This is a genomic window from Ruegeria arenilitoris, from assembly GCF_013030985.1.
Lineage (GTDB): Bacteria > Pseudomonadota > Alphaproteobacteria > Rhodobacterales > Rhodobacteraceae > Ruegeria > Ruegeria arenilitoris_B.
On the sequence record NZ_WPYP01000002.1, the window covers coordinates 283,156 to 301,369 of the forward strand.

The 18,214-nt window shown below is 61.1% G+C and carries 17 protein-coding genes and 1 pseudogene; 9 read left to right on the forward strand and 9 right to left on the reverse strand.

Features of this window, described 5'->3' with window-relative positions; genetic code table 11:
- Positions 1–14: 14 nt before the first annotated feature.
- On the reverse strand, positions 15–764 hold the full coding sequence (locus tag GOX88_RS07230; RefSeq protein WP_170400513.1) for a GntR family transcriptional regulator: 750 nt from the start codon (positions 762–764) through the stop codon (positions 15–17).
- On the reverse strand, positions 751–1,620 hold the full coding sequence (locus GOX88_RS07235; RefSeq protein ID WP_170400514.1) for a BadF/BadG/BcrA/BcrD ATPase family protein: 870 nt from the start codon (positions 1,618–1,620) through the stop codon (positions 751–753). Before GOX88_RS07235 ends, GOX88_RS07230 begins: the two co-directional genes overlap by 14 nt.
- 169 nt (positions 1,621–1,789) lie before the next feature.
- Between GOX88_RS07235 and GOX88_RS07240 the strand changes: the two genes are divergently transcribed.
- The 7 genes from GOX88_RS07240 to GOX88_RS07270 all read left to right on the forward strand — a co-directional run bounded on the left by GOX88_RS07240 (position 1,790) and on the right by GOX88_RS07270 (position 9,903).
- Positions 1,790–2,674 carry an N-acetylmuramic acid 6-phosphate etherase gene (locus tag GOX88_RS07240; RefSeq protein WP_254443295.1) on the forward strand — a complete coding sequence of 295 codons (885 nt, stop codon included), beginning with the start codon at positions 1,790–1,792 and terminating at the stop codon, positions 2,672–2,674.
- A gap of 26 nt (positions 2,675–2,700) precedes the next feature.
- Complete coding sequence (locus GOX88_RS07245) at positions 2,701–3,954, forward strand: ABC transporter substrate-binding protein (RefSeq protein WP_170400515.1); 1,254 nt, start codon at positions 2,701–2,703, stop codon at positions 3,952–3,954.
- A gap of 65 nt (positions 3,955–4,019) precedes the next feature.
- Positions 4,020–4,934 carry a carbohydrate ABC transporter permease gene (locus GOX88_RS07250; RefSeq protein ID WP_170400516.1) on the forward strand — a complete coding sequence of 305 codons (915 nt, stop codon included), beginning with the start codon at positions 4,020–4,022 and terminating at the stop codon, positions 4,932–4,934.
- A 10-nt stretch (positions 4,935–4,944) separates the two neighbouring features.
- Positions 4,945–5,784 carry a carbohydrate ABC transporter permease gene (locus GOX88_RS07255; RefSeq protein WP_170400517.1) on the forward strand — a complete coding sequence of 280 codons (840 nt, stop codon included), beginning with the start codon at positions 4,945–4,947 and terminating at the stop codon, positions 5,782–5,784.
- The gene (locus GOX88_RS07260; RefSeq protein ID WP_170400518.1) at positions 5,781–6,815 is read left to right on the forward strand and encodes a Gfo/Idh/MocA family protein; all 1,035 of its coding nucleotides are present in this window, start codon (positions 5,781–5,783) and stop codon (positions 6,813–6,815) included. Before GOX88_RS07255 ends, GOX88_RS07260 begins: the two co-directional genes overlap by 4 nt.
- A complete protein-coding gene (locus tag GOX88_RS07265) occupies positions 6,812–7,804 on the forward strand; it encodes an ABC transporter ATP-binding protein (RefSeq protein ID WP_170400519.1) in 993 nt (330 codons plus the stop codon). The genes GOX88_RS07260 and GOX88_RS07265 overlap by 4 nt, the downstream gene beginning before the upstream one ends.
- A 209-nt stretch (positions 7,805–8,013) precedes the next feature.
- A complete protein-coding gene (locus GOX88_RS07270) occupies positions 8,014–9,903 on the forward strand; it encodes a PhoX family protein (RefSeq protein WP_170400520.1) in 1,890 nt (629 codons plus the stop codon).
- 47 nt (positions 9,904–9,950) lie between these two features.
- Here the strand turns inward: GOX88_RS07270 and GOX88_RS07275 are convergent, their stop codons facing one another.
- Positions 9,951–10,514 carry a tetratricopeptide repeat protein gene (locus GOX88_RS07275; protein WP_170400521.1) on the reverse strand — a complete coding sequence of 188 codons (564 nt, stop codon included), beginning with the start codon at positions 10,512–10,514 and terminating at the stop codon, positions 9,951–9,953.
- Positions 10,515–10,544: 30 nt separating this feature from the next.
- Positions 10,545–11,033, reverse strand: coding sequence for an Lrp/AsnC family transcriptional regulator (locus GOX88_RS07280; protein WP_170400522.1), 489 nt, complete (start codon positions 11,031–11,033; stop codon positions 10,545–10,547).
- A gap of 102 nt (positions 11,034–11,135) precedes the next feature.
- On the opposite strand from GOX88_RS07280, the gene putA reads away from it, so the two are divergent.
- Entirely contained in the window at positions 11,136–14,537 is a 3,402-nt protein-coding gene (putA, locus tag GOX88_RS07285; RefSeq protein ID WP_170400523.1) for a bifunctional proline dehydrogenase/L-glutamate gamma-semialdehyde dehydrogenase PutA, read from the forward strand.
- Positions 14,538–14,579: 42 nt separating this feature from the next.
- Complete coding sequence (locus GOX88_RS07290) at positions 14,580–15,323, forward strand: rhomboid family intramembrane serine protease (RefSeq protein ID WP_170400524.1); 744 nt, start codon at positions 14,580–14,582, stop codon at positions 15,321–15,323.
- A 3-nt stretch (positions 15,324–15,326) separates the two neighbouring features.
- Here the strand turns inward: GOX88_RS07290 and GOX88_RS23710 are convergent.
- The 5 genes and pseudogenes from GOX88_RS23710 to GOX88_RS07310 all read right to left on the reverse strand — a co-directional run bounded on the left by GOX88_RS23710 (position 15,327) and on the right by GOX88_RS07310 (position 18,145).
- A pseudogene (locus tag GOX88_RS23710) lies at positions 15,327–15,745 on the reverse strand (IclR family transcriptional regulator).
- A complete protein-coding gene (locus GOX88_RS23715) occupies positions 15,742–15,912 on the reverse strand; it encodes a hypothetical protein (RefSeq protein ID WP_367648059.1) in 171 nt (56 codons plus the stop codon). Before GOX88_RS23715 ends, GOX88_RS23710 begins: the two are co-directional and overlap by 4 nt.
- Before the next feature lie 42 nt (positions 15,913–15,954).
- Positions 15,955–16,170 carry a helix-turn-helix domain-containing protein gene (locus GOX88_RS23720; RefSeq protein WP_367648060.1) on the reverse strand — a complete coding sequence of 72 codons (216 nt, stop codon included), beginning with the start codon at positions 16,168–16,170 and terminating at the stop codon, positions 15,955–15,957.
- A 187-nt stretch (positions 16,171–16,357) separates the two neighbouring features.
- On the reverse strand, positions 16,358–17,143 hold the full coding sequence (locus GOX88_RS07305) for an inositol monophosphatase family protein (RefSeq protein ID WP_170400525.1): 786 nt from the start codon (positions 17,141–17,143) through the stop codon (positions 16,358–16,360).
- 96 nt (positions 17,144–17,239) lie between these two features.
- On the reverse strand, positions 17,240–18,145 hold the full coding sequence (locus GOX88_RS07310; protein ID WP_170400628.1) for a LysR family transcriptional regulator: 906 nt from the start codon (positions 18,143–18,145) through the stop codon (positions 17,240–17,242).
- Positions 18,146–18,214 lie beyond the last annotated feature (69 nt).

Here is an 18,214-nt window from a genome sequence, read left to right on the forward strand (position 1 = left end):
TCCGGCCTTTCCGGTTACAACCGCAATTCGGCGACAAAGTCATAGGCGTCACCGCGATATAGCGACCGGGTCAGTTCCGCGACCCGCCCGTTCTTGAGGAATGAAATCCGTTCGATGTTCAGCCCGGCGGCCCCTTCGGGCACATCCAGCAACTCGGCTTCACGCGCGGCCAGATTGAGCGCCGAAATCTTCTGCACCGCGCGCACTGGCCGTCGACCCAGACCGTCCAGAACCTCGTAAAGCGAGGTCGTCACCTCGATCGGGTTCGGCAAGATGTCCAACGGCAGCGCGGCGCGCTCCAGCGCCAGCGGGCGGCCGTCAGCCTCGCGCAGGCGGTAGATACGGGAAATCTGTTCACCGTCTTTCAGGCTCAGCGCCTCGACCTCTTCCGGCGTAGGCGCAAAGACCCCGCGCTCCAGCCATTTCGAAGTCGTGAGCATACCCCGGCTCGACATGTCCTCGGTGAAGGATGTCAGATGCGTCAGCGATTGCTCGACCCGCGGCATACGCTCGCGAATGAACGAGCCCGAGCCCTGACGCTGTTCGATCACGCCCTCCTGGACCAATTCCTGTATCGCCTTGCGCACGGTGACCCGCGACAGATCGGTGATCTCGACCAGTTCCCGTTCCGAAGGCAGCGAAGTGTTCGGGGCCAGCACGCCGGTGTCTATCCCCTCTTGCAGCCTGCGCCGCAACTGCACATAGCGCGGGCCTTTTTCGGGGCTCAGCCACTGATCGGCACGCAGGAAGTCAGAGATGCTCATGACGTATCTCCTTGGCCATGGCCAATGCGCCGGTCAGGGGCTCACCTTGCGGTGGACGAATGACGGATTGCATCTCGTCCGGCAGATAGGGCGCGTAATGTCCTGCGATTCCGCCGGTCAGACAGACCGCCCTGTCCGACTGCCAGCCCAGCCGCTTAGCGGTTTCAGCAATGTAATCCGCCCCGGCCTTCAGGATTTCCACAGCAACAGAATCGCCCGCTTGCGCGGCAGACGTCACCGCGGGCGCAAGCGAGCCGAACTGCCCAGGCGTCGCAGACCCGGCGAAAGACACGATGCCTGCCGGACCGTGCAGGTCGGCCAGCAGCTTTTGCATCAAGCCGGTCTGAACCTGCGTACCGTCATGGGCGCATAGCGCTTCGGACAAGGCCCTGCGCCCGACCCACTGGGCCGAGGCCTCATCCCCCAGAACCGATCCCCAGCCCCCGGCGAACCGTATCGCACCATCCACTTGAACCGCAAGGAATGACCCGGTGCCGCAATGCGCGACCAAACCGTCCTGCGCACCCAAAGCGCCGCGCACGGCGGCGGGGCGATCATCCTCGACCCGCGCGCAGGTCAGGCCCAGCGCATCGCGCAATCGTCCGGCAATCGCGGCATCAGTCACACCCGCAAGTCCGATGAAAGCTGGCCAGTCGCGCAGGTCCGTGACCTCGACCTGCCGGGACAAGGTATCAAGCCCAACCTGTATCTGGGCAAGCGCCCCGTCAAAATCGGTCGAGACATTGGCGGCGCCCGTTTCAACGCAATGGGTCACACCATTGACCTCACAGGCCACCCGGCAGCGCGTTCCGCCGCCATCCACCGCCAATACGGCGCTATTTCGAGACTCAGTCATGACAATACCATTATAATACCTTTTGAGATAGGGAAAGCCCATATGCCGCAAAAACCCCTGCAACAACCTCGATTTCATTGAAAACGCCGAAAAAATCTCATGATGAAAGAAAATTATTTACAAGTGGTATTAGATAGGTATCGTATAACAAACACACGAGGGGATTCTCTTGACGCTGCCGCCGACCGAACAATTGCACCCTGACGCTCTACAGCTGACCCCAGGCAATCTGGTCAGTGCGGCGCGTGCGCTGGCCGAGGGGCAGATCGCCGCGGCCACCGCCGTCCGCGACGCGCTGGACAACATCGCCCGCGGCGCCGAGGCCATGGCAGAAACGATCCGTACCCATGGCGTGCTGCATTTCGTGGCCGCCGGGTCGTCCGGCCTGATGGCGGCAGCCGACGCGCAGGAGCTGGGCGGCACATTCTCAATTGCCCCTGCCCGCCTACGCATCCATATGGCCGGAGGCCTGCCAACTGGTGTCCAGATGCCGGGTGGAGCCGAAGACGCGACCGACGACCTCGAAGACGCACTGAGCGCACTGACCTCGCGCGACACGGTGATCGCGGTGTCGGCCAGTGGGTCCACACCCTACACAGTGGCAGCCGCGAAGATCGCCCGCGCGCGCAAAGCGACCGTAATCGGCATCGCCAACAACGCCGACAGCCCACTGCTGCAGGGCGCGGACATTCCGATCCTTCTGGCCACACCGCCCGAGCTGATCTCGGGCTCGACCCGCATGGGCGCAGGAACGGCGCAGAAGATCGCGCTGAACATGCTGTCTTCGCTGATGGCGGTCGAGTTGGGACATGTGCATGGCGGGATGATGGTCAATCTGCGCGCCGATAATGACAAACTGCGGGCACGGGCTACCGGGATCGTCGCCCGGATCGCCGACGTGGACACCAACACCGCACAGCAGGCACTGGAAACAGCAAACGGAGAGGTGAAGCCCGCCATCCTGATCGCCGCGAAGGGCCTGTCGCTGGCACAGGCCCACACGCAGCTGAAGGCCAGCAGAGGGATCCTGGCCGCTGCATTGACGAGAAACTGACAAAGACAAACAAACGGGAGAGAACAATGACTTACAGAAGCCTGAAGTTGGCCTTGCTAGGCACGACCCTGATAGCCACAAGCGCCCTTGCCGAGGACGTGACGCTGACCATCGAAAGCTGGCGCAATGATGACCTGACCCTGTGGCAGGACCAGATCATCCCTGCCTTCGAAGCAAGCCATCCCGGTATCAAGATTCAGTTCACCCCCTCGGCCCCGGCAGAATACAACGCCGTTCTGAACTCGAAACTCGACGCGGGCTCGGCTGGCGACCTGATCACCTGCCGGCCGTTCGACGCCTCTCTGGCGCTGTACGAGGCGGGACACCTGACCGATCTTTCGGGCGTCGAGGCGATGGGCAACTTCTCGGACGTGGCGAAATCGGCTTGGCAGACAGATGACGGCGCGGTCAGCTTCTGCGTTCCGATGGCCTCGGTTATCCATGGCTTCATCTACAACAAGGACGCCTTTGCCGAACTGGGCATCGAGGTTCCGACGACCGAAGATGAGTTCTTTGCCGCGCTGGACAAGATCAGAGAAGACGGCACCTACGTCCCTCTGGCGATGGGCACCAACGATCAGTGGGAAGCCGCCACGATGGGGTACAACAATATCGGCCCGAACTATTGGAAAGGTGAGGAAGGCCGTCAGGCTCTGATTACCGGTGAGCAGAAGCTGACCGATGAGGCCTGGACCGCCCCCTACGCAACCCTTGCCCGCTGGGCTGAGTATATGGGCGATGGGTATGAGGCGCAGACCTATCCCGACAGCCAGAACATCTTTACGCTGGGCCGGGCCGCGATTTATCCCGCCGGGTCCTGGGAAATCTCGGGCTTCAACGCGCAGGCCGATTTCGAGATGGGCGCGTTCAAACCTCCGGTCCGCAATGCGGGCGACACCTGCTATATCTCTGACCACACCGATATCGGCATCGGCATGAACGCCGCGACCGAACACCCCGAGGCGGCCGAAACCTTCCTGGCCTGGGTCGCAAGCCCCGAATTCGCCGAAATCTTCGGCAACGCCCTGCCCGGCTTCTTCCCGCTATCCAGCACTCCGGTCGATCTGCAGGACCCGCTGGCCAAGGAAATCATCGGCTGGCGCGAGGAGTGCGAGTCGACCATCCGCTCGACCTATCAGATTCTGTCGCGCGGCACGCCGAACCTTGAGAATGAGACCTGGGGCGCGTCGGTCGCCGCCATCAAGGGCGCCAAATCGCCCGAAGAACTGGGCGCCGAGCTGCAGGAAGGCCTTTCCAGCTGGTACGCGCCGCACCAGTAAGCTGACACTTACCCGGGCGGCGATGCCTGCCCGGGTACACCCGACACTCCGTTGAAAGCAGTCCTATGAACCGCCCCCGCATCCGCTGGCATATCGTCGTGTTTCTGGCACCGGCCGTACTTGTCTATACGGCGGTGATGATCTTTCCGCTGTTCAACACGCTACGTCTGGCGCTGTTTACCGAAGTCGATCAGACCCGCGTGTTCGTTGGATTGCAGAACTTTCAGACCCTGTTTTTCGATCCGGTCTGGTCCGAGCAGTTCTGGAATGCACTGGGAAACAATTTCTGGTTCTTCCTGATCCACATGCTGGTGCAGAACCCCATCGGCATCGCTTTGGCGGCCCTGCTCAGCCATCCGCGCCTGCGATTTGCGGCGCTGTACCGCTCGGCGATCTTCATCCCCACGATCCTCAGTTTCGTGATCGTCGGTTTTGCGTGGAAACTGATCCTCTCGCCGATCTGGGGCATCGCCCCCTCGATGCTGGACGCCATCGGATTGAAGTCGCTGTTCGCGCCGTGGCTGGGGAAAGAGGAATACGCCCTGACCACATTGGCGCTGATCTCGGTCTGGCAGTTCGTGGGCATCCCGATGATGCTGATCTATGCCGCCCTGCTGACCATCCCCGAAGAAATCCTCGAGGCCGGAGAGATCGACGGCATCACCGGCGCCTCGGCCTTCTGGAAGATCAAGCTGCCGCTGATCCTGCCATCGATCGGGATCATCTCGATCCTGACCTTTGTGGGGAACTTCAATGCGTTCGACTTGATCTATGCCGCGCAAGGCGCACTGGCGGGACCGGATTTCTCGACCGATATTCTGGGCACCTTCATGTATCGCACCTTCTTTGGCTTCCAGTTGCAACTGGGCGACCCGCATATGGGTTCGGCCATCGCCGGGGCCATGTTTGCGATCATCCTTGTGGGCGTCTGTATCTACCTGTTCGGCATCCAAACCCGGATGCGCCGGTACCAACTGTGAGGGCGCAGGTATGAACAAAGCACGTCAAAACCCGTTGAATACTGCCGCGATGCACGGGGCGCTGATCCTTTACACGCTGATCGCCCTGTTCCCGGTCTTCGTGATCCTGATCAACAGCTTCAAAACCCGCCGTGCGATTTTTCGAGAACCTCTGGCGCTGCCGAATGCCGACAGTTTTTCGTTGATCGGGTATGAGACGGTTATGAAGCAGGGGGACTTCTTCCTCTACTTCCAGAACTCGATGATCGTGACCGTGGCGTCGCTGTTCTTTATCCTGCTGTTCGGCGCAATGGCGGCTTATGCGCTGTCGGAGTATCAGTTCAAAGGCAACCTGCTGATGGGCCTCTACCTGGCGCTGGGGATCATGATCCCGATCCGCATCGGTACCGTCGCGATCCTCGAGATGATGGTGGCCACCGGGCTGGTGAACACGCTCTGGGCGCTGATCCTTGTCTACACGGCACAGGGGTTACCGTTGGCGGTGTTCATCCTGTCCGAGTTTATGCGACAGGTCAGCGATGACCTGAAGAACGCGGGCCGCATCGACGGGCTGTCGGAATACACGATATTTTTCCGGCTGGTGCTGCCTCTGGTTCGGCCGGCAATGGCAACCGTGGCCGTGTTCAACATGATCCCGATCTGGAATGACCTCTGGTTCCCGCTGATTCTGGCACCTGCTGAGGAGACCAAGACTCTCACGCTGGGCAGTCAGGTCTTCATCGGCCAATTCGTCACAGACTGGAACGCGGTTCTGTCGGCGCTATCAATGGCGATCCTGCCGGTGCTGGTGCTCTATGTTATCTTCTCGCGCCAATTGATCCGCGGCATCACTTCAGGAGCTGTCAAATGACCCGTGTTCTGATTGCAGGCCTTGGCAATATGGGGCTGAGTCATGCGCTGGCCCATCACCATCACCCCGACGCGCGGATCGTGGGGCTGGTGAACCGGTCCGGCCGCGTGGACCACTCGGACCTTGCGGGCTATCCGGCATATTCCGATTTTCAGACGGCCCTGACCGAGACGAAGCCTGATCTGGTTGTAATCGCCACCTATTCCAACAGCCACGCCGACTATGCCTGTGCCGCGATGGAGACCGGGGCGCATGTGTTTGTCGAAAAGCCTCTGGCCACCAACGTCACCGACGCGCGGCGCGTGGTCGAAACCGCCACCCGGCTGAACCGCAAACTGGTCGTGGGTTACATCCTGCGCCACCACCCCTCGTGGATGCGCCTGATCGCCGAGGCGCGCGATCTGGGCGGACCGTATGTGTTTCGCCTGAACCTGAACCAGCAATCCTCGGGCGCTGAGTGGGAGACGCATAAGGCGCTGATGCAGACCACCTCGCCCATCGTGGATTGCGGCGTGCATTATGTCGACGTGATGTGCCAGATCACCGACGCGCAGCCAGTCCGCGTACACGGCATGGGCCTGCGCCTGTCCGATGAGATCGCCGAGGACATGTATAATTACGGCCAGTTTCAGGTGATCTTCGACGATGGATCGGTCGGTTGGTACGAGGCCGGATGGGGTCCGATGATGTCCGAGACGGCGTTTTTCGTAAAAGATATCGTCTCGCCCAACGGATCGGTCTCGATCACGGACGGCAACAAGGGCGCGTCTGCCGATATCGACGGCCACACCAAGGTTGGGGGCTTACTGGTCCACACGCCAAGCGGAGATCGCACCATCGAGATGCCTGATGAACCCGGCCATCAGGAGCTCTGCGATGCCGAACAGGCCTATATACTGCGTGCCGTTTCAGAAGACATCGACCTGACGCGTCACATGAATGACGCCGTCCAATCCCTCGCCATTTGCCTGGCCGCCGATGAAAGCATCCGCACCGGCCACCCCGTATCACTGAAGGAGCCCGCATCATGACCGCTCTGACCCTGACCAATGTGAATAAATCCTTCGGCAATGTGCATGTCCTGAAAGACATCACGCTTGAAGTCGAGGAAGGCGAATTCGTCGTCTTCGTCGGCCCCTCGGGCTGCGGCAAGTCCACCCTGTTGCGGGTGATTGCGGGGCTTGAGGATGCATCCTCGGGCGAGATCACGATCGGCGGCCAACAGGTCAATCTGGTGCCGCCGTCCAAACGCGGGATTGCGATGGTGTTCCAAAGCTACGCGCTCTACCCCCATCTGAACGTGCGCGGGAACATGACGCTGGCGCTGAAGCAGGAAAAGCAACCGAAAGCAGTGATCGAAGAACGTGTCGCCAAAGCCAGTCGGATGCTGAACCTTGAGGACTATCTGGACCGCTACCCGTCCGAGCTGTCCGGCGGCCAACGCCAGCGCGTCGCCATCGGGCGCGCCATCGTGCGCGAACCGAAACTCTTCCTGTTTGATGAGCCGCTCTCGAACCTCGACGCCGCCCTGCGGATGAACACACGGATCGAGATCGCCAACCTGCACCGGGCGCTGGATGCCTCGATGATCTATGTCACCCATGATCAGACCGAGGCGATGACGCTGGCCGACAAGATCGTTGTACTGCGCGACGGGCGGGTGGAGCAGATCGGCACCCCGATGGAGCTGTACAACAACCCCGCCAACCAGTTCGTTGCCGGTTTTCTGGGATCTCCTTCAATGAACTTTCTGCCCGAAGATCTGCTGGGGGATGGTCAGAACACCATTGGCATCCGCCCCGAAGACCTGTTCCTGTCCGACGACGGCCCGTTGGCCGCACGGGTCAGCCACGTGGAAAAACTGGGCGGAGACACCAACGTCATTGCCAAGGTGCAGGATCATGCGGTGACGGCACGGCTGTTCGGCCAGCACGCGATCGCAGAAGGCCAGGAGCTGAGATTCGCCTTTTCCGCCGACAAGGTCTATCGGTTCGACCCAGCGGGCCAACGCCTTCGCTGAGAACACACTTCACAAGAAGGTGATCTTGGCCCGTTGCCCTCATCCGCTGCATAGCTTGTATATATTTCGGTGTTCAGCCTGTTTTTGGGCACCGGAAATGCCATTTTTTGATGCCTCACGCTGCGTCCTTAAGGTTGCTGTCAACAACCTGTCACAAAGGCACCCTAAATCCATTTCACCACTCTTTATACGATAGCCAGGAGCCATCCATGACCACCGTAGACCCCACCACTTTGTCTGCCGACGACTGGGACGAAGTGCACTTCCCCCGCCCGGAAGAAAACGATTTTGACCGCGTTGTCGAACGCGCCATTTCGCGCCGTGGCTTCCTGGGCGGCGTGCTGGCCTTTGGCTCGGGTGCTGCGGCCATGGGCGCGGGCCTGATGGGGTCCACTTCGGTGCAGGCGCAAACCGCCTCGCGCTTTTCCTTCAGTCCGATTGCCGCGCAGACCGATGGCACCGTGCACGTGCCGGAAGGGTACGAATGGAAAATGCTGATGCGCTGGGGCGACCCGTTGTTTTCCGACGCCGACGGTTATGACCTGACCGATGGCGGCGCGGTCGAGAATTCGGACCGTGTGTTTGGTGAAAACACCGACGGGATGGAGACCTTCTCGTTCCAGGGTCACGAGTTGATTGCGATCAACCACGAATTCCCGAACCGCAAGATCAACCTGCCCGCGGCGCAGGAAGGCGTTCCGGCCAATGCCGGCGACGTACTGAAGATGCAGAACATCCAGGGCGTCACCGTGATGGAAATCACCGAAGGTCCCGATGGCTGGTCGGTTGTCAAAGACAGCCCCTTCAACCGCCGCATCCACCACAACACGCCCATGAAGATTGTCGGCCCCGCAGCCGGTCACGACCTGCTGAAGACCGAGGCCGATCCGACCGGCACCACCTCGCTGGGCACTATGAACAACTGTGGCGCAGGCAAGACCCCATGGGGCACCTACCTGACCTGCGAAGAAAACTTTAACGGCTATTTCGGCTCGTCCGATGAAAACGCCAGCTATGACCAGAAGGTCGCGGATGGCATGACCCGGTATGGCATCGCGGTCGCAAGCTGGAACGGCTACGAGTTCTTCGATCCACGTTTCGACACCTCGAAAAACCCGAACGAGCCGCACCGCGCGGGCTGGATCGTGGAAATCGACCCGACCAAGCCCGACAGCACGCCGGTCAAACACACCGGCCTGGGCCGCTTCAAGCACGAAAACGCCGAGGTAACGCTGGCCGCCGATGGCCGCGTAGTCGTTTATATGGGCGACGATGAGCGCGGCGAATACCTGTACAAGTTCGTCTCGAACGGCACCTACCAGCCGGGCGCCGAGACCGAGAGCCTGTTGAACGACGGCACGCTCTATGTGGCCAAGTTCAACGATGACGCAACCGGTGAATGGCTGCCGCTGACGCCGGAAACCACCGGCATGGATGATGCCGAGATTCGCATCTTTACCCGCATGGCGGCGTCGGCCGCAGGTGGCACCACCATGGACCGTCCGGAATGGGTGGCCTCCAGCCCTGTTGCGGTCGAGGCGTATTGCTGTCTGACCAACAACAAGAACCGCGGCGTCAAACCGAATGCCGGTGGCGACGACACCTCGGTCAACGGACCTAACCCGCGCGAGGCCAACAAATACGGCCAGATCGTGCGTTGGCGTCCGGCAAATGATGATCACGCCGCCGAGGCCTTCGACTGGGACCTGTATGTAATGGCCGGCAACCCGACCGTACATTCCGACACATATGCAGGTTCGCCGAACGTAAACGAGGGCAACTTGTTCAACTCGCCCGACGGCATGGTCATCGACTCGACGGGCCTGATCTGGATTCAGACCGACGGCAATGACGGCAACGAGGAAGATTTTGCCGGCCACGGCAACAACCAGATGCTGGTTGGTGATCCGGTCACCGGTGAAATCGCGCGCTTCATGACCGGCCCGAACGGCTGTGAGGTTACCGGGCTGGCCTGGTCCACCGACCTGCGCACCATGTTTGTTGGCATCCAGCACCCGGGTAGCAACTGGCCCGATGGCGGCACGCCACGGTCCTCGGTCATTGCGATCAAGCGCGCCGATAACGAACTGATTGGCTAAACCTGAATGAAACGCCCCCGGCCTTTTGGCTTCGGGGGCGTTTTCCGTCAGATATCCTGGCCCGGAGGCTCCAGTGGCCCTCCCGGCGCCAAAAGATGGCGTTCCGAAAGCCAAGGGTTGAGTTCCAAAGCTTCGTTCAGAGCCTCTCGCGCCTCATCCAATCTTTGCAACCCCAACAAGGTCAACGCCCGCCCGCTGATCGCAGCTACATGGTTGGGCGACAGTTCAATGGCCTTGTCCAGATCGGGCAAGGCGGCCTCGAAATCCTGCCCCAAGTAATACGCAAAGGCGCGCTGGTTATACCCTTCAGCGTAAGACGGGCAGTAGGCGATCAATTTATCAAAATCCTCGATCGCGCCCAACAAGTCCGAGGCCCTGAGACGCGCCATTCCCCGATCCAGTGCGGCCTGCGCATTTGCATCCGGCGCGTCGGTCCAGAACTCCCACAACTGGCTCGACAAGGCGCGGGCGGCCTGTTCGGTCTCGGCCTGCTGGATTTGCGCGATTACTCCGCTGACATCGGCGTTATGGTCCGGTGCAACAGGACAGTCCCCGGCACGGGCAGCCGTGGACGCGACAAGTAGGATGGAAGCAAGGGTGATCTGTTTCATGATCCAATGGTGACGCCACCGGAAGGTTCGTCAACCCGCGCCTTCAATTGCCCCGGACACGCCCGTCTCTTTCACTGCCTCCATGGCAACGAAGGTCGACGTATTCGCCACATGCGGCAGGGATGAGATCTTCTCGGCCAGCACCGCGCGATACTCTGACATCGATCCAGTGCGGATCTTCAGCAGATAGTCGAAATTCGACGCGATCATATGGGCCTGTTCGATCTCGGCCACCTTGCGCACAGCTGCGTTGAACTCGGCCAGGGCCTTTTCGCGCGTGTCGGTCAGGCGCACCTCGACAAAGGCGACGTGATCCAGCCCAAGGCGGATCGGGTCCAGAAGGGCGCGGTATCCGGTGATGATCCCCTCGGCCTCCAGCCTTTTCACACGGGCTTGCGTTGGGGACTTCGACAGCCCGATGCGCCGCGCAAGATCGGCGACCGAGATACGCCCGTCCTCGGCCAGAATCGTCAGGATCGACCGGTCAAACCGGTCCAGATCAGGGCGGTTCATTTGCATCGTTTTTCTTCACCAAATCAGTTCACCTGCCCTCAAAAATCATAAATCAAGGCGATTGTCCCGGAAAATCGACTGTATACTCCCCAAAAGCCCGGAGGATACATGACACACAGCCTGCGCACCCATATCGACGGCCAGACCTATGCCGATCAGTCCGAAGTTCTGAATGCCCTGATCGCTCAGGCCGAGTTGAGCGAGCCTGACCGCGCCGCGATCTGCGCGGCGGCGGCCCAGTTGGTGCGCGATATCCGCTCCAGCACGTCTCCGGGCATGATGGAGGTCTTCCTCGCCGAATATGGCCTGTCCACAGATGAGGGTGTCGCGCTGATGTGTCTGGCTGAGGCGCTGCTGCGGGTCCCGGACGCCGAAACGATCGACGCGCTGATCGAGGACAAGATCGCGCCGTCCGATTGGGGCAAACACCTGGGGCAATCTTCCTCATCGCTGGTGAACGCGTCGACCTGGGCGCTGATGCTGACGGGCAAGGTTCTGGACGAGGGCAAGACGTCTCCGGTCAGTGCCCTGCGTGGGGCAATCAAGCGGCTGGGTGAGCCGGTCATCCGCACCGCCGTCGGCCGCGCGATGAAAGAGATGGGGCGTCAGTTCGTTCTGGGCGAAACCATCCAGGCCGCTATGGACCGCGCGCAAGGGATGGAGGCCAAAGGGTACACCTATTCCTACGACATGCTGGGCGAGGCCGCCCGAACCGAGGCCGATGCCGCCCGCTATCACCTGTCCTATTCCCGCGCGATTGCGGCCATTGCGGACGCCTGCACCCACAACGATATCCGCTCCAACCCGGGGATTTCGGTAAAACTGTCGGCACTGCATCCGCGTTATGAAGTCGCGCAGGAACAACGCGTGATGGACGAACTGGTGCCGCGCGTACGGGCCCTGTGCCTGTTGGCTAAAGCCGCCGGAATGGGCCTGAACGTGGACGCCGAGGAGGCCGACCGTCTGTCACTGTCCTTGCAGGTGATCGAAGCGGTGATGGCTGAACCTGCCCTGGCCGGATGGGATGGGTTCGGGATCGTGGTCCAGGCTTACGGTCCGCGTGCCGGGATCGCTTTGGACACACTCTACGAAATGGCCGAACGCCATGACCGCAAGCTGATGGTACGGCTGGTCAAAGGCGCCTACTGGGACACCGAGATCAAGCGCGCTCAGGTCGAGGGTGTCGATGGGTTCCCCGTGTTCACCCGCAAAGAGGCGACCGATATCTCGTACATCGCCAACGCGCGCAAACTGCTGGGCATGACCGACCGGATTTACCCGCAATTCGCCACTCATAATGCGCATACGGTCAGCGCGATCCTGCATATGGCCGATGATCAGCCGTTCGAGTTTCAGCGCCTGCACGGGATGGGTGAAACCCTGCACCAGATCGTCAAGGACCAAAGCAACACGCGCTGCCGAATCTACGCCCCCGTTGGCGCGCACCGGGACCTTCTGGCTTATCTTGTGCGGCGCTTGCTGGAAAACGGCGCGAATTCATCCTTCGTGAACCAGATCGTGGATGAAACAGTGCCGCCTGAGGAGGTTGCCGCTGACCCGTTCAACACCATTCAGGCGCCGAAATCCCCCCTTCCAACAGGGCCCGAGCTGTTTCAGCCGGAACGCCCGAACTCCAAGGGGTTCGACCTGCACCATACTCCGACGCTCGACCGGGTCGACGCAGCCCGGGACGAATTCCGCGCCCATCACTGGTACGCACAGCCGCTGTTGTCAGCGGATGCGCATCCCGGCGAGGACGAACCTGTCATCAATCCGGCACAACCGCAGGATCGACCGGGTGCCGTGGCCCCGGCCAGCGCAGAAGATGTTGAGTTGGCTCTGGCATCGGCCAGCACGTGGCAGGCCTCTGCCGCCGATCGGGCGCGTGTCCTGAACGCCGCTGCCGATCTGTACGAGGCGCATTTCGGCGAACTGTTCGCTCTGCTGGCCCGCGAAGCCGGCAAGTCCGTCCCCGACGCAGTGGCCGAACTGCGCGAGGCCGTGGACTTCCTGCGTTATTACGCGGCCAACATCCCTCTGGCAGAACCGGCAGGCACGTTCACCTGTATCAGCCCGTGGAATTTTCCTCTGGCGATCTTTACCGGCCAGATTTCGGCGGCATTGGCCACAGGCAACGCCGTACTGGCCAAACCTGCGCCGCAGACACCGCTGATTGCCCACCGTGCAGTCCAGTTGCTGCACGAGGCTGGCGTCCCCCGCGATGTGCTGCAACTGCTGCCGGGCGGGCCGTCCGTCGGGGCGGCGCTGACCTCGGACCCGCGGGTATCGGGGGTGGCCTTCACAGGCTCGACCGCTACGGCGCTTAAAATCCGCAAGGCCATGGCCGAGAACCTGCGGCCCGGCACGCCTCTGATCGCGGAAACCGGCGGGCTGAATGCAATGATCGTGGACAGTACCGCGCTGCCTGAACAGGCCGTGCAATCCATCATCGAAAGCGCCTTTCAGTCGGCGGGCCAGCGGTGCTCGGCCCTGCGCTGCCTCTATGTGCAGGAGGATATCGCTGACGATCTGCTGACCATGCTGACCGGCGCGATGGAGGCGTTGCAGGTTGGTAACCCATGGTTGCTGTCCACCGATTGTGGCCCAGTGGTCGATGAAGATGCGCGTAAGGGCATTGCCGATCACATTGCCCAAGCACGTACCGAAGGGCGGGTTCTGAAAGAACTGAACACACCCCCCGAAGGCACCTACATCGCCCCTACCCTGATCGAGATCTCCGGCATTGCGGCGCTTGAACACGAGGTCTTTGGCCCCGTGCTGCATGTGGTACGGTTCAAGGCCTCCGAGATCGATCAGGTCATCGCCTCGATCAATGCCACTGGCTACGGGCTGACCTTCGGCCTGCACACCCGTATCGACGACCGTGTGCAACACATCACCGAGGCGGTTCACGCCGGCAACATCTATGTCAACCGCAACCAGATCGGCGCCATCGTCGGCTCGCAACCCTTTGGCGGCGAAGGTCTGTCGGGCACCGGGCCCAAGGCGGGCGGCCCGAACTATATGGCGCGCTTCTGTGCGCCCGACCGTCAGTCCAGCGAGGCCGAATGGGACAATACCATGGGCGACATACCTGCCCCGCAGGGCCAACCCGCCGCCACCCGCACCCAGTCCCTGCCCGGCCCGACCGGCGAGTCCAACCGGCTGAGTGAAATCCCCCGCGCGCCCCTGCTGTGCATGGGGCCGGGGGCAGAGGCCACAAAGGCACAGGCCGAGGCTGTCACAGCCTTGGGCGGCACCGCCATCCAGGCAACCGGAATGGTTGACCTGCACAGGCTGGAAAACGCCACCGGGTTTTCAGGTGTGCTCTGGTGGGGAGACGAGGACATCGCACGTGAAATCGAGTGCCATCTGGCCCGCCGTGACGGCCCCATCCTGCCAATGATCCCCGGGCAGCCAGACCGCGCCCGGGTGCTGGGCGAGCGTCATGTTTGTGTCGACACCACCGCTGCAGGCGGCAACGCCGCTCTATTGGGAGGTGCGGCGTAACCGTACCTTGACGCTGGGCCGGGAAAAGCCCAGCGTCCCCCCATGTTTCCGATCCGAGACCATAACCCCTCGGGGCGCACGCCCTATGTCGTCTATCTTCTGATGGCGGCCAATATACTGATTTTCATCAGCTATGTGGGGATCATGGAAAACGACCGGCTGATCAGCCGGTTCTATTTCGACTACGCCGTCATCCCGGCGCGGATTGCCGATGGTTTTGCACTGGAAACGCTTTTTACCTCGATGTTCCTGCACGGCGGCTGGATGCATCTGGCGGGCAATATGCTGTTTCTGTGGATCTTCGGCGACAACCTCGAAGACGAGATGGGCCACCTGCCATTTCTGCTGTTTTATCTGATTGCCGGCATTGGTGCGGGTCTGATCCATGTCGTCACCGCCCCGGACTCGGTGGTGCCGACCATCGGCGCATCTGGTGCAATTGCTGGGGTAATGGGGGGCTACCTTCTGCTATTCCCAAAGGCCCGCGTAGACGTCCTGTTGATCCTGATCGTGTATTTTCGGGTTTTCACAATTCCGGCCTTTATCATGCTGGGCATTTGGCTGGGTATCCAGTTCGTGGGTAGCCTTGCCAGCAACCCGGATGAGGGCGGCGTCGCCTATTGGGCGCATACAGGCGGCTTCTTTGTCGGCCTTATCCTGTGCATCCCGCTTTGGCTGAAACGCGGCGGACCAGAGTACTGGAGCCGCACTCACGGACACCCGCCCCACCCCGAGCACAAATACAAGCTGTCGCAATCCCGCATTCCACGCGTCCCGCGCAAATAGAGCTCAGCCCTCTGATTGGGGCATCTGCCCCCCGCTGAAATGCGTAATCTCTTGCGCAGCGTCTTTGACCAAGGCGTCTAGCTCCGGGGCCTTGTCCGCGTGAAAGCGAACAGATGGGCCAGACACAGATATTCCGGCACAGGGTTCGGCGCGGTCGTTGTAGATGGCGGCCCCGATACAGGACATGCCTTCATACCGCTCTTCGTGGTCATACGACCAACCGCGCGCGCGGTTTTCTCTAAATCCGCCGTCAGGTCCAGACCGGGGATCAGCGTGTGGTCCGTGAACCGCTCAGGCTTGACTGAGGCAAGGGTCTTGCCGGCCACATCCGGGTTCATCGCGGCCAGTATCGCCTTGCCTGTGCCGGACGCAAAAATCGGCGTGCGCGCTCCCGGTGGAAAGAAAGCCCGGATCGGGTTCAGCGTCTCGACTTGACCGGCAAAACCACCTCGGCGCCATCCGGCACCGCCAGGTTGGCGGTCTCGCCACTATCCTGCATCAGACGCCGCAGGATCGGGTGCCCGATCTCGATCACGCTGTTGCTGCGCAGGAAAGAGGTCCCGGTCCGGTAAGCCTCGATCCCGGTCATCCATTCCTGCCGCTCGTCGTCAAAAGAGGCGAAACCGTGGTTTTACAGAATAGCCAATATGCGGTGCGTCGTCGCCGTTGGCACGCCCACCTCGCGCGCCAGATCGCTGAATGCGGCACGTTCCATCCGCGCCACGGTGGTCAACACGCGCAGTGCCCGATCCAGTGACTGCATGGTCCCGACCGAGCTTTCCTTGAACAGCGATTTCGGCCTGCCGCGCAGATCACTCCCATCGGCGCCGTCATCAACGGCGATCATCCCGGACGGACAGGCGCAGATGAGATCACCTTGTTCGATGGAACCGGCGTCGGGCTAAATGATCTCGCCGTCGCCTCGGTTGCCGCGCGTTTGGCGGATGAAGCTGGTCTGACCCAGAGCGCAGCCCTTTGAAACGAAAAAGCGCGCCTCGGACCGGGCGCGCTTGCTCATCGGGTCAGTTGGGTTCTTAACCCCGGATCACTTTGGCGAATTGATCAAAGATCGGTTCGTTCGAACAGATCACTTCGCCATCATCCAGCACGCTGCCTTCGGGGTTCATCGGCTGAACGAAGCCACCGGCCTCTTTCACGATGATGATCCCGGCGGCCAGATCCCAAGCGTTCAGACGACGTTCCCAGAACCCTTCGTAACGACCAGCAGCCACATAAGCCATGTCCAGAGCTGCCGCACCCCAACGACGCACACCGGCGCAGGCGGGCATCAATCGAGCCAAATCCTGCAGCGTAGCAGGCAGGTCCGAACGGCCACCGAAAGGCAGGCCGGTCGCGAAGATCGACTCGATCATGCGGTGACGGCCCGAAACACGGATGCGGGTATCGTTCATCCACGCGCCTTCACCCTTTTCGGCAAAGAACATCTCATCCTTGGCGGCGTCATAGATCACACCGGCGACGATCTTGCCCTTGTGCTCCAGCGCGATCGAAATCGCCCAGTGCGGTAAGCCGTGCAGGAAGTTGGTGGTGCCGTCCAGCGGGTCCACGATCCAGCGGCGGGTCGGGTCTTCGCCTGCGATGGAGCCGCCCTCTTCGGCCAGCCAGCCATAGGTCGGACGCGCGCCCAGCAGTTCCTCTTTCAGGATTGCTTCGGCTGCGATATCCGCCTTGGAGACAAAGTCGCCCGCGCCTTTCATCGACACCTGAAGGTTCTCGACTTCACGAAAATCCTTGACCAAAGAACGCCCCGCTTTGCGCGCGGCTTTGATCATGATGTTGAGGTTTGCACTGCCAACCATTGTCCAAAGGCTCCTGTCCGGTCAAACCGCGCGTATACTGGGGCAATGCGCCCTTGCCAAGAGGAATGATGCGCATAGCAGACACGCATTTCTCGCCTATTGCTCTTGCAGCTTGCGCGCCTCTGTCCCGGCCAGTTCGATCAGTTTCTGCACATAGGGTTTTTCAAGGTCCTCGGTCCGCACCGCCGCATACAGGCGGCGGGTGATCCCATCTTTGGTCAGTGGGCGGGTCACGTAGTCGGAATTGTACTTCACCTCACGCACTACCCAGTCGGGCAACACGGACACGCCCCGGTTCGAGGCGACCAGCAGCAGGATCACTGCGGTCAGTTCGACCTGCCGGATCGAAGCTGGTTCGACCCGCGCAGGGATCAGCAACTGGCTGAAGATGTCCAGACGGGTGCGTTCGACCGGGTAGGTAATCAGTGTCTGACCCCGGAAATCCTCGGCCTCAATGTATTCCTTCTGCGCCAAGGGGTGCGACGAGGCGGCGACAAATACCGCGTCGTAGTCGAACAATTCGATAAACTCGACGCCGGGCAGGTCCTCGGGGTCGGATGAGACGACCAGATCGACCTCTTCCTTTTGCAAGGCAGGCAAGGCGTCGAACGCCAGACCCGGACGGATATCCACATCGACATCGCCCCAGGATTTGCGGAACGATTCCAGCACCGGGAACAGCCATTCGAAACAGGCGTGGCATTCGATGGCGATATGCATCCGCCCGGTCCGCCCGTCGCGCAAGGATGAAAACTCCTGCTGGGTTGCCTCGACCTGCGGCAGGATCTGTTCCGCCAGCCGCAACAGGCGCAACCCTGCAGCGGACAGTTTCATCGGCTTGGACCGGCGCAGGAACAGCTCGACCCCGGCCTGATCCTCCAACCCTTTGATCTGATGGCTTAAAGCCGATTGCGTGATGTTCAGCTGATCCGCCGCACGGGCCAGCCCTCCGCATTCATGAATGGCCTTGATCGTGCGCAGGTGCCGGAATTCGATGTGCATTGTAATGAGACTCATGTTGTTCTTGAGTAATATGAGTTTGTCTCACAATGCAGGAACTGGCACAAGGGC

What these genes read in the sequence shown, in the direction of transcription:
- GOX88_RS07230 (WP_170400513.1), bottom strand. Translation starts at nt 764, where the DNA reads ATGAGCATCTCTGACTTCCTGCGTGCCGATCAGTGGCTGAGCCCCGAA.
- GOX88_RS07235 (WP_170400514.1), bottom strand. Translation starts at nt 1,620, where the DNA reads ATGACTGAGTCTCGAAATAGCGCCGTATTGGCGGTGGATGGCGGCGGA.
- GOX88_RS07245 (WP_170400515.1), top strand. Translation starts at nt 2,701, where the DNA reads ATGACTTACAGAAGCCTGAAGTTGGCCTTGCTAGGCACGACCCTGATA.
- GOX88_RS07250 (WP_170400516.1), top strand. Translation starts at nt 4,020, where the DNA reads ATGAACCGCCCCCGCATCCGCTGGCATATCGTCGTGTTTCTGGCACCG.
- GOX88_RS07255 (WP_170400517.1), top strand. Translation starts at nt 4,945, where the DNA reads ATGAACAAAGCACGTCAAAACCCGTTGAATACTGCCGCGATGCACGGG.
- GOX88_RS07260 (WP_170400518.1), top strand. Translation starts at nt 5,781, where the DNA reads ATGACCCGTGTTCTGATTGCAGGCCTTGGCAATATGGGGCTGAGTCAT.
- GOX88_RS07265 (WP_170400519.1), top strand. Translation starts at nt 6,812, where the DNA reads ATGACCGCTCTGACCCTGACCAATGTGAATAAATCCTTCGGCAATGTG.
- GOX88_RS07270 (WP_170400520.1), top strand. Translation starts at nt 8,014, where the DNA reads ATGACCACCGTAGACCCCACCACTTTGTCTGCCGACGACTGGGACGAA.
- GOX88_RS07275 (WP_170400521.1), bottom strand. Translation starts at nt 10,514, where the DNA reads ATGAAACAGATCACCCTTGCTTCCATCCTACTTGTCGCGTCCACGGCT.
- GOX88_RS07280 (WP_170400522.1), bottom strand. Translation starts at nt 11,033, where the DNA reads ATGCAAATGAACCGCCCTGATCTGGACCGGTTTGACCGGTCGATCCTG.
- putA (WP_170400523.1), top strand. Translation starts at nt 11,136, where the DNA reads ATGACACACAGCCTGCGCACCCATATCGACGGCCAGACCTATGCCGAT.
- GOX88_RS07290 (WP_170400524.1), top strand. Translation starts at nt 14,580, where the DNA reads ATGTTTCCGATCCGAGACCATAACCCCTCGGGGCGCACGCCCTATGTC.
- GOX88_RS23715 (WP_367648059.1), bottom strand. Translation starts at nt 15,912, where the DNA reads ATGACCGGGATCGAGGCTTACCGGACCGGGACCTCTTTCCTGCGCAGC.
- GOX88_RS23720 (WP_367648060.1), bottom strand. Translation starts at nt 16,170, where the DNA reads ATGATCGCCGTTGATGACGGCGCCGATGGGAGTGATCTGCGCGGCAGG.
- GOX88_RS07305 (WP_170400525.1), bottom strand. Translation starts at nt 17,143, where the DNA reads ATGGTTGGCAGTGCAAACCTCAACATCATGATCAAAGCCGCGCGCAAA.
- GOX88_RS07310 (WP_170400628.1), bottom strand. Translation starts at nt 18,145, where the DNA reads ATGCACATCGAATTCCGGCACCTGCGCACGATCAAGGCCATTCATGAA.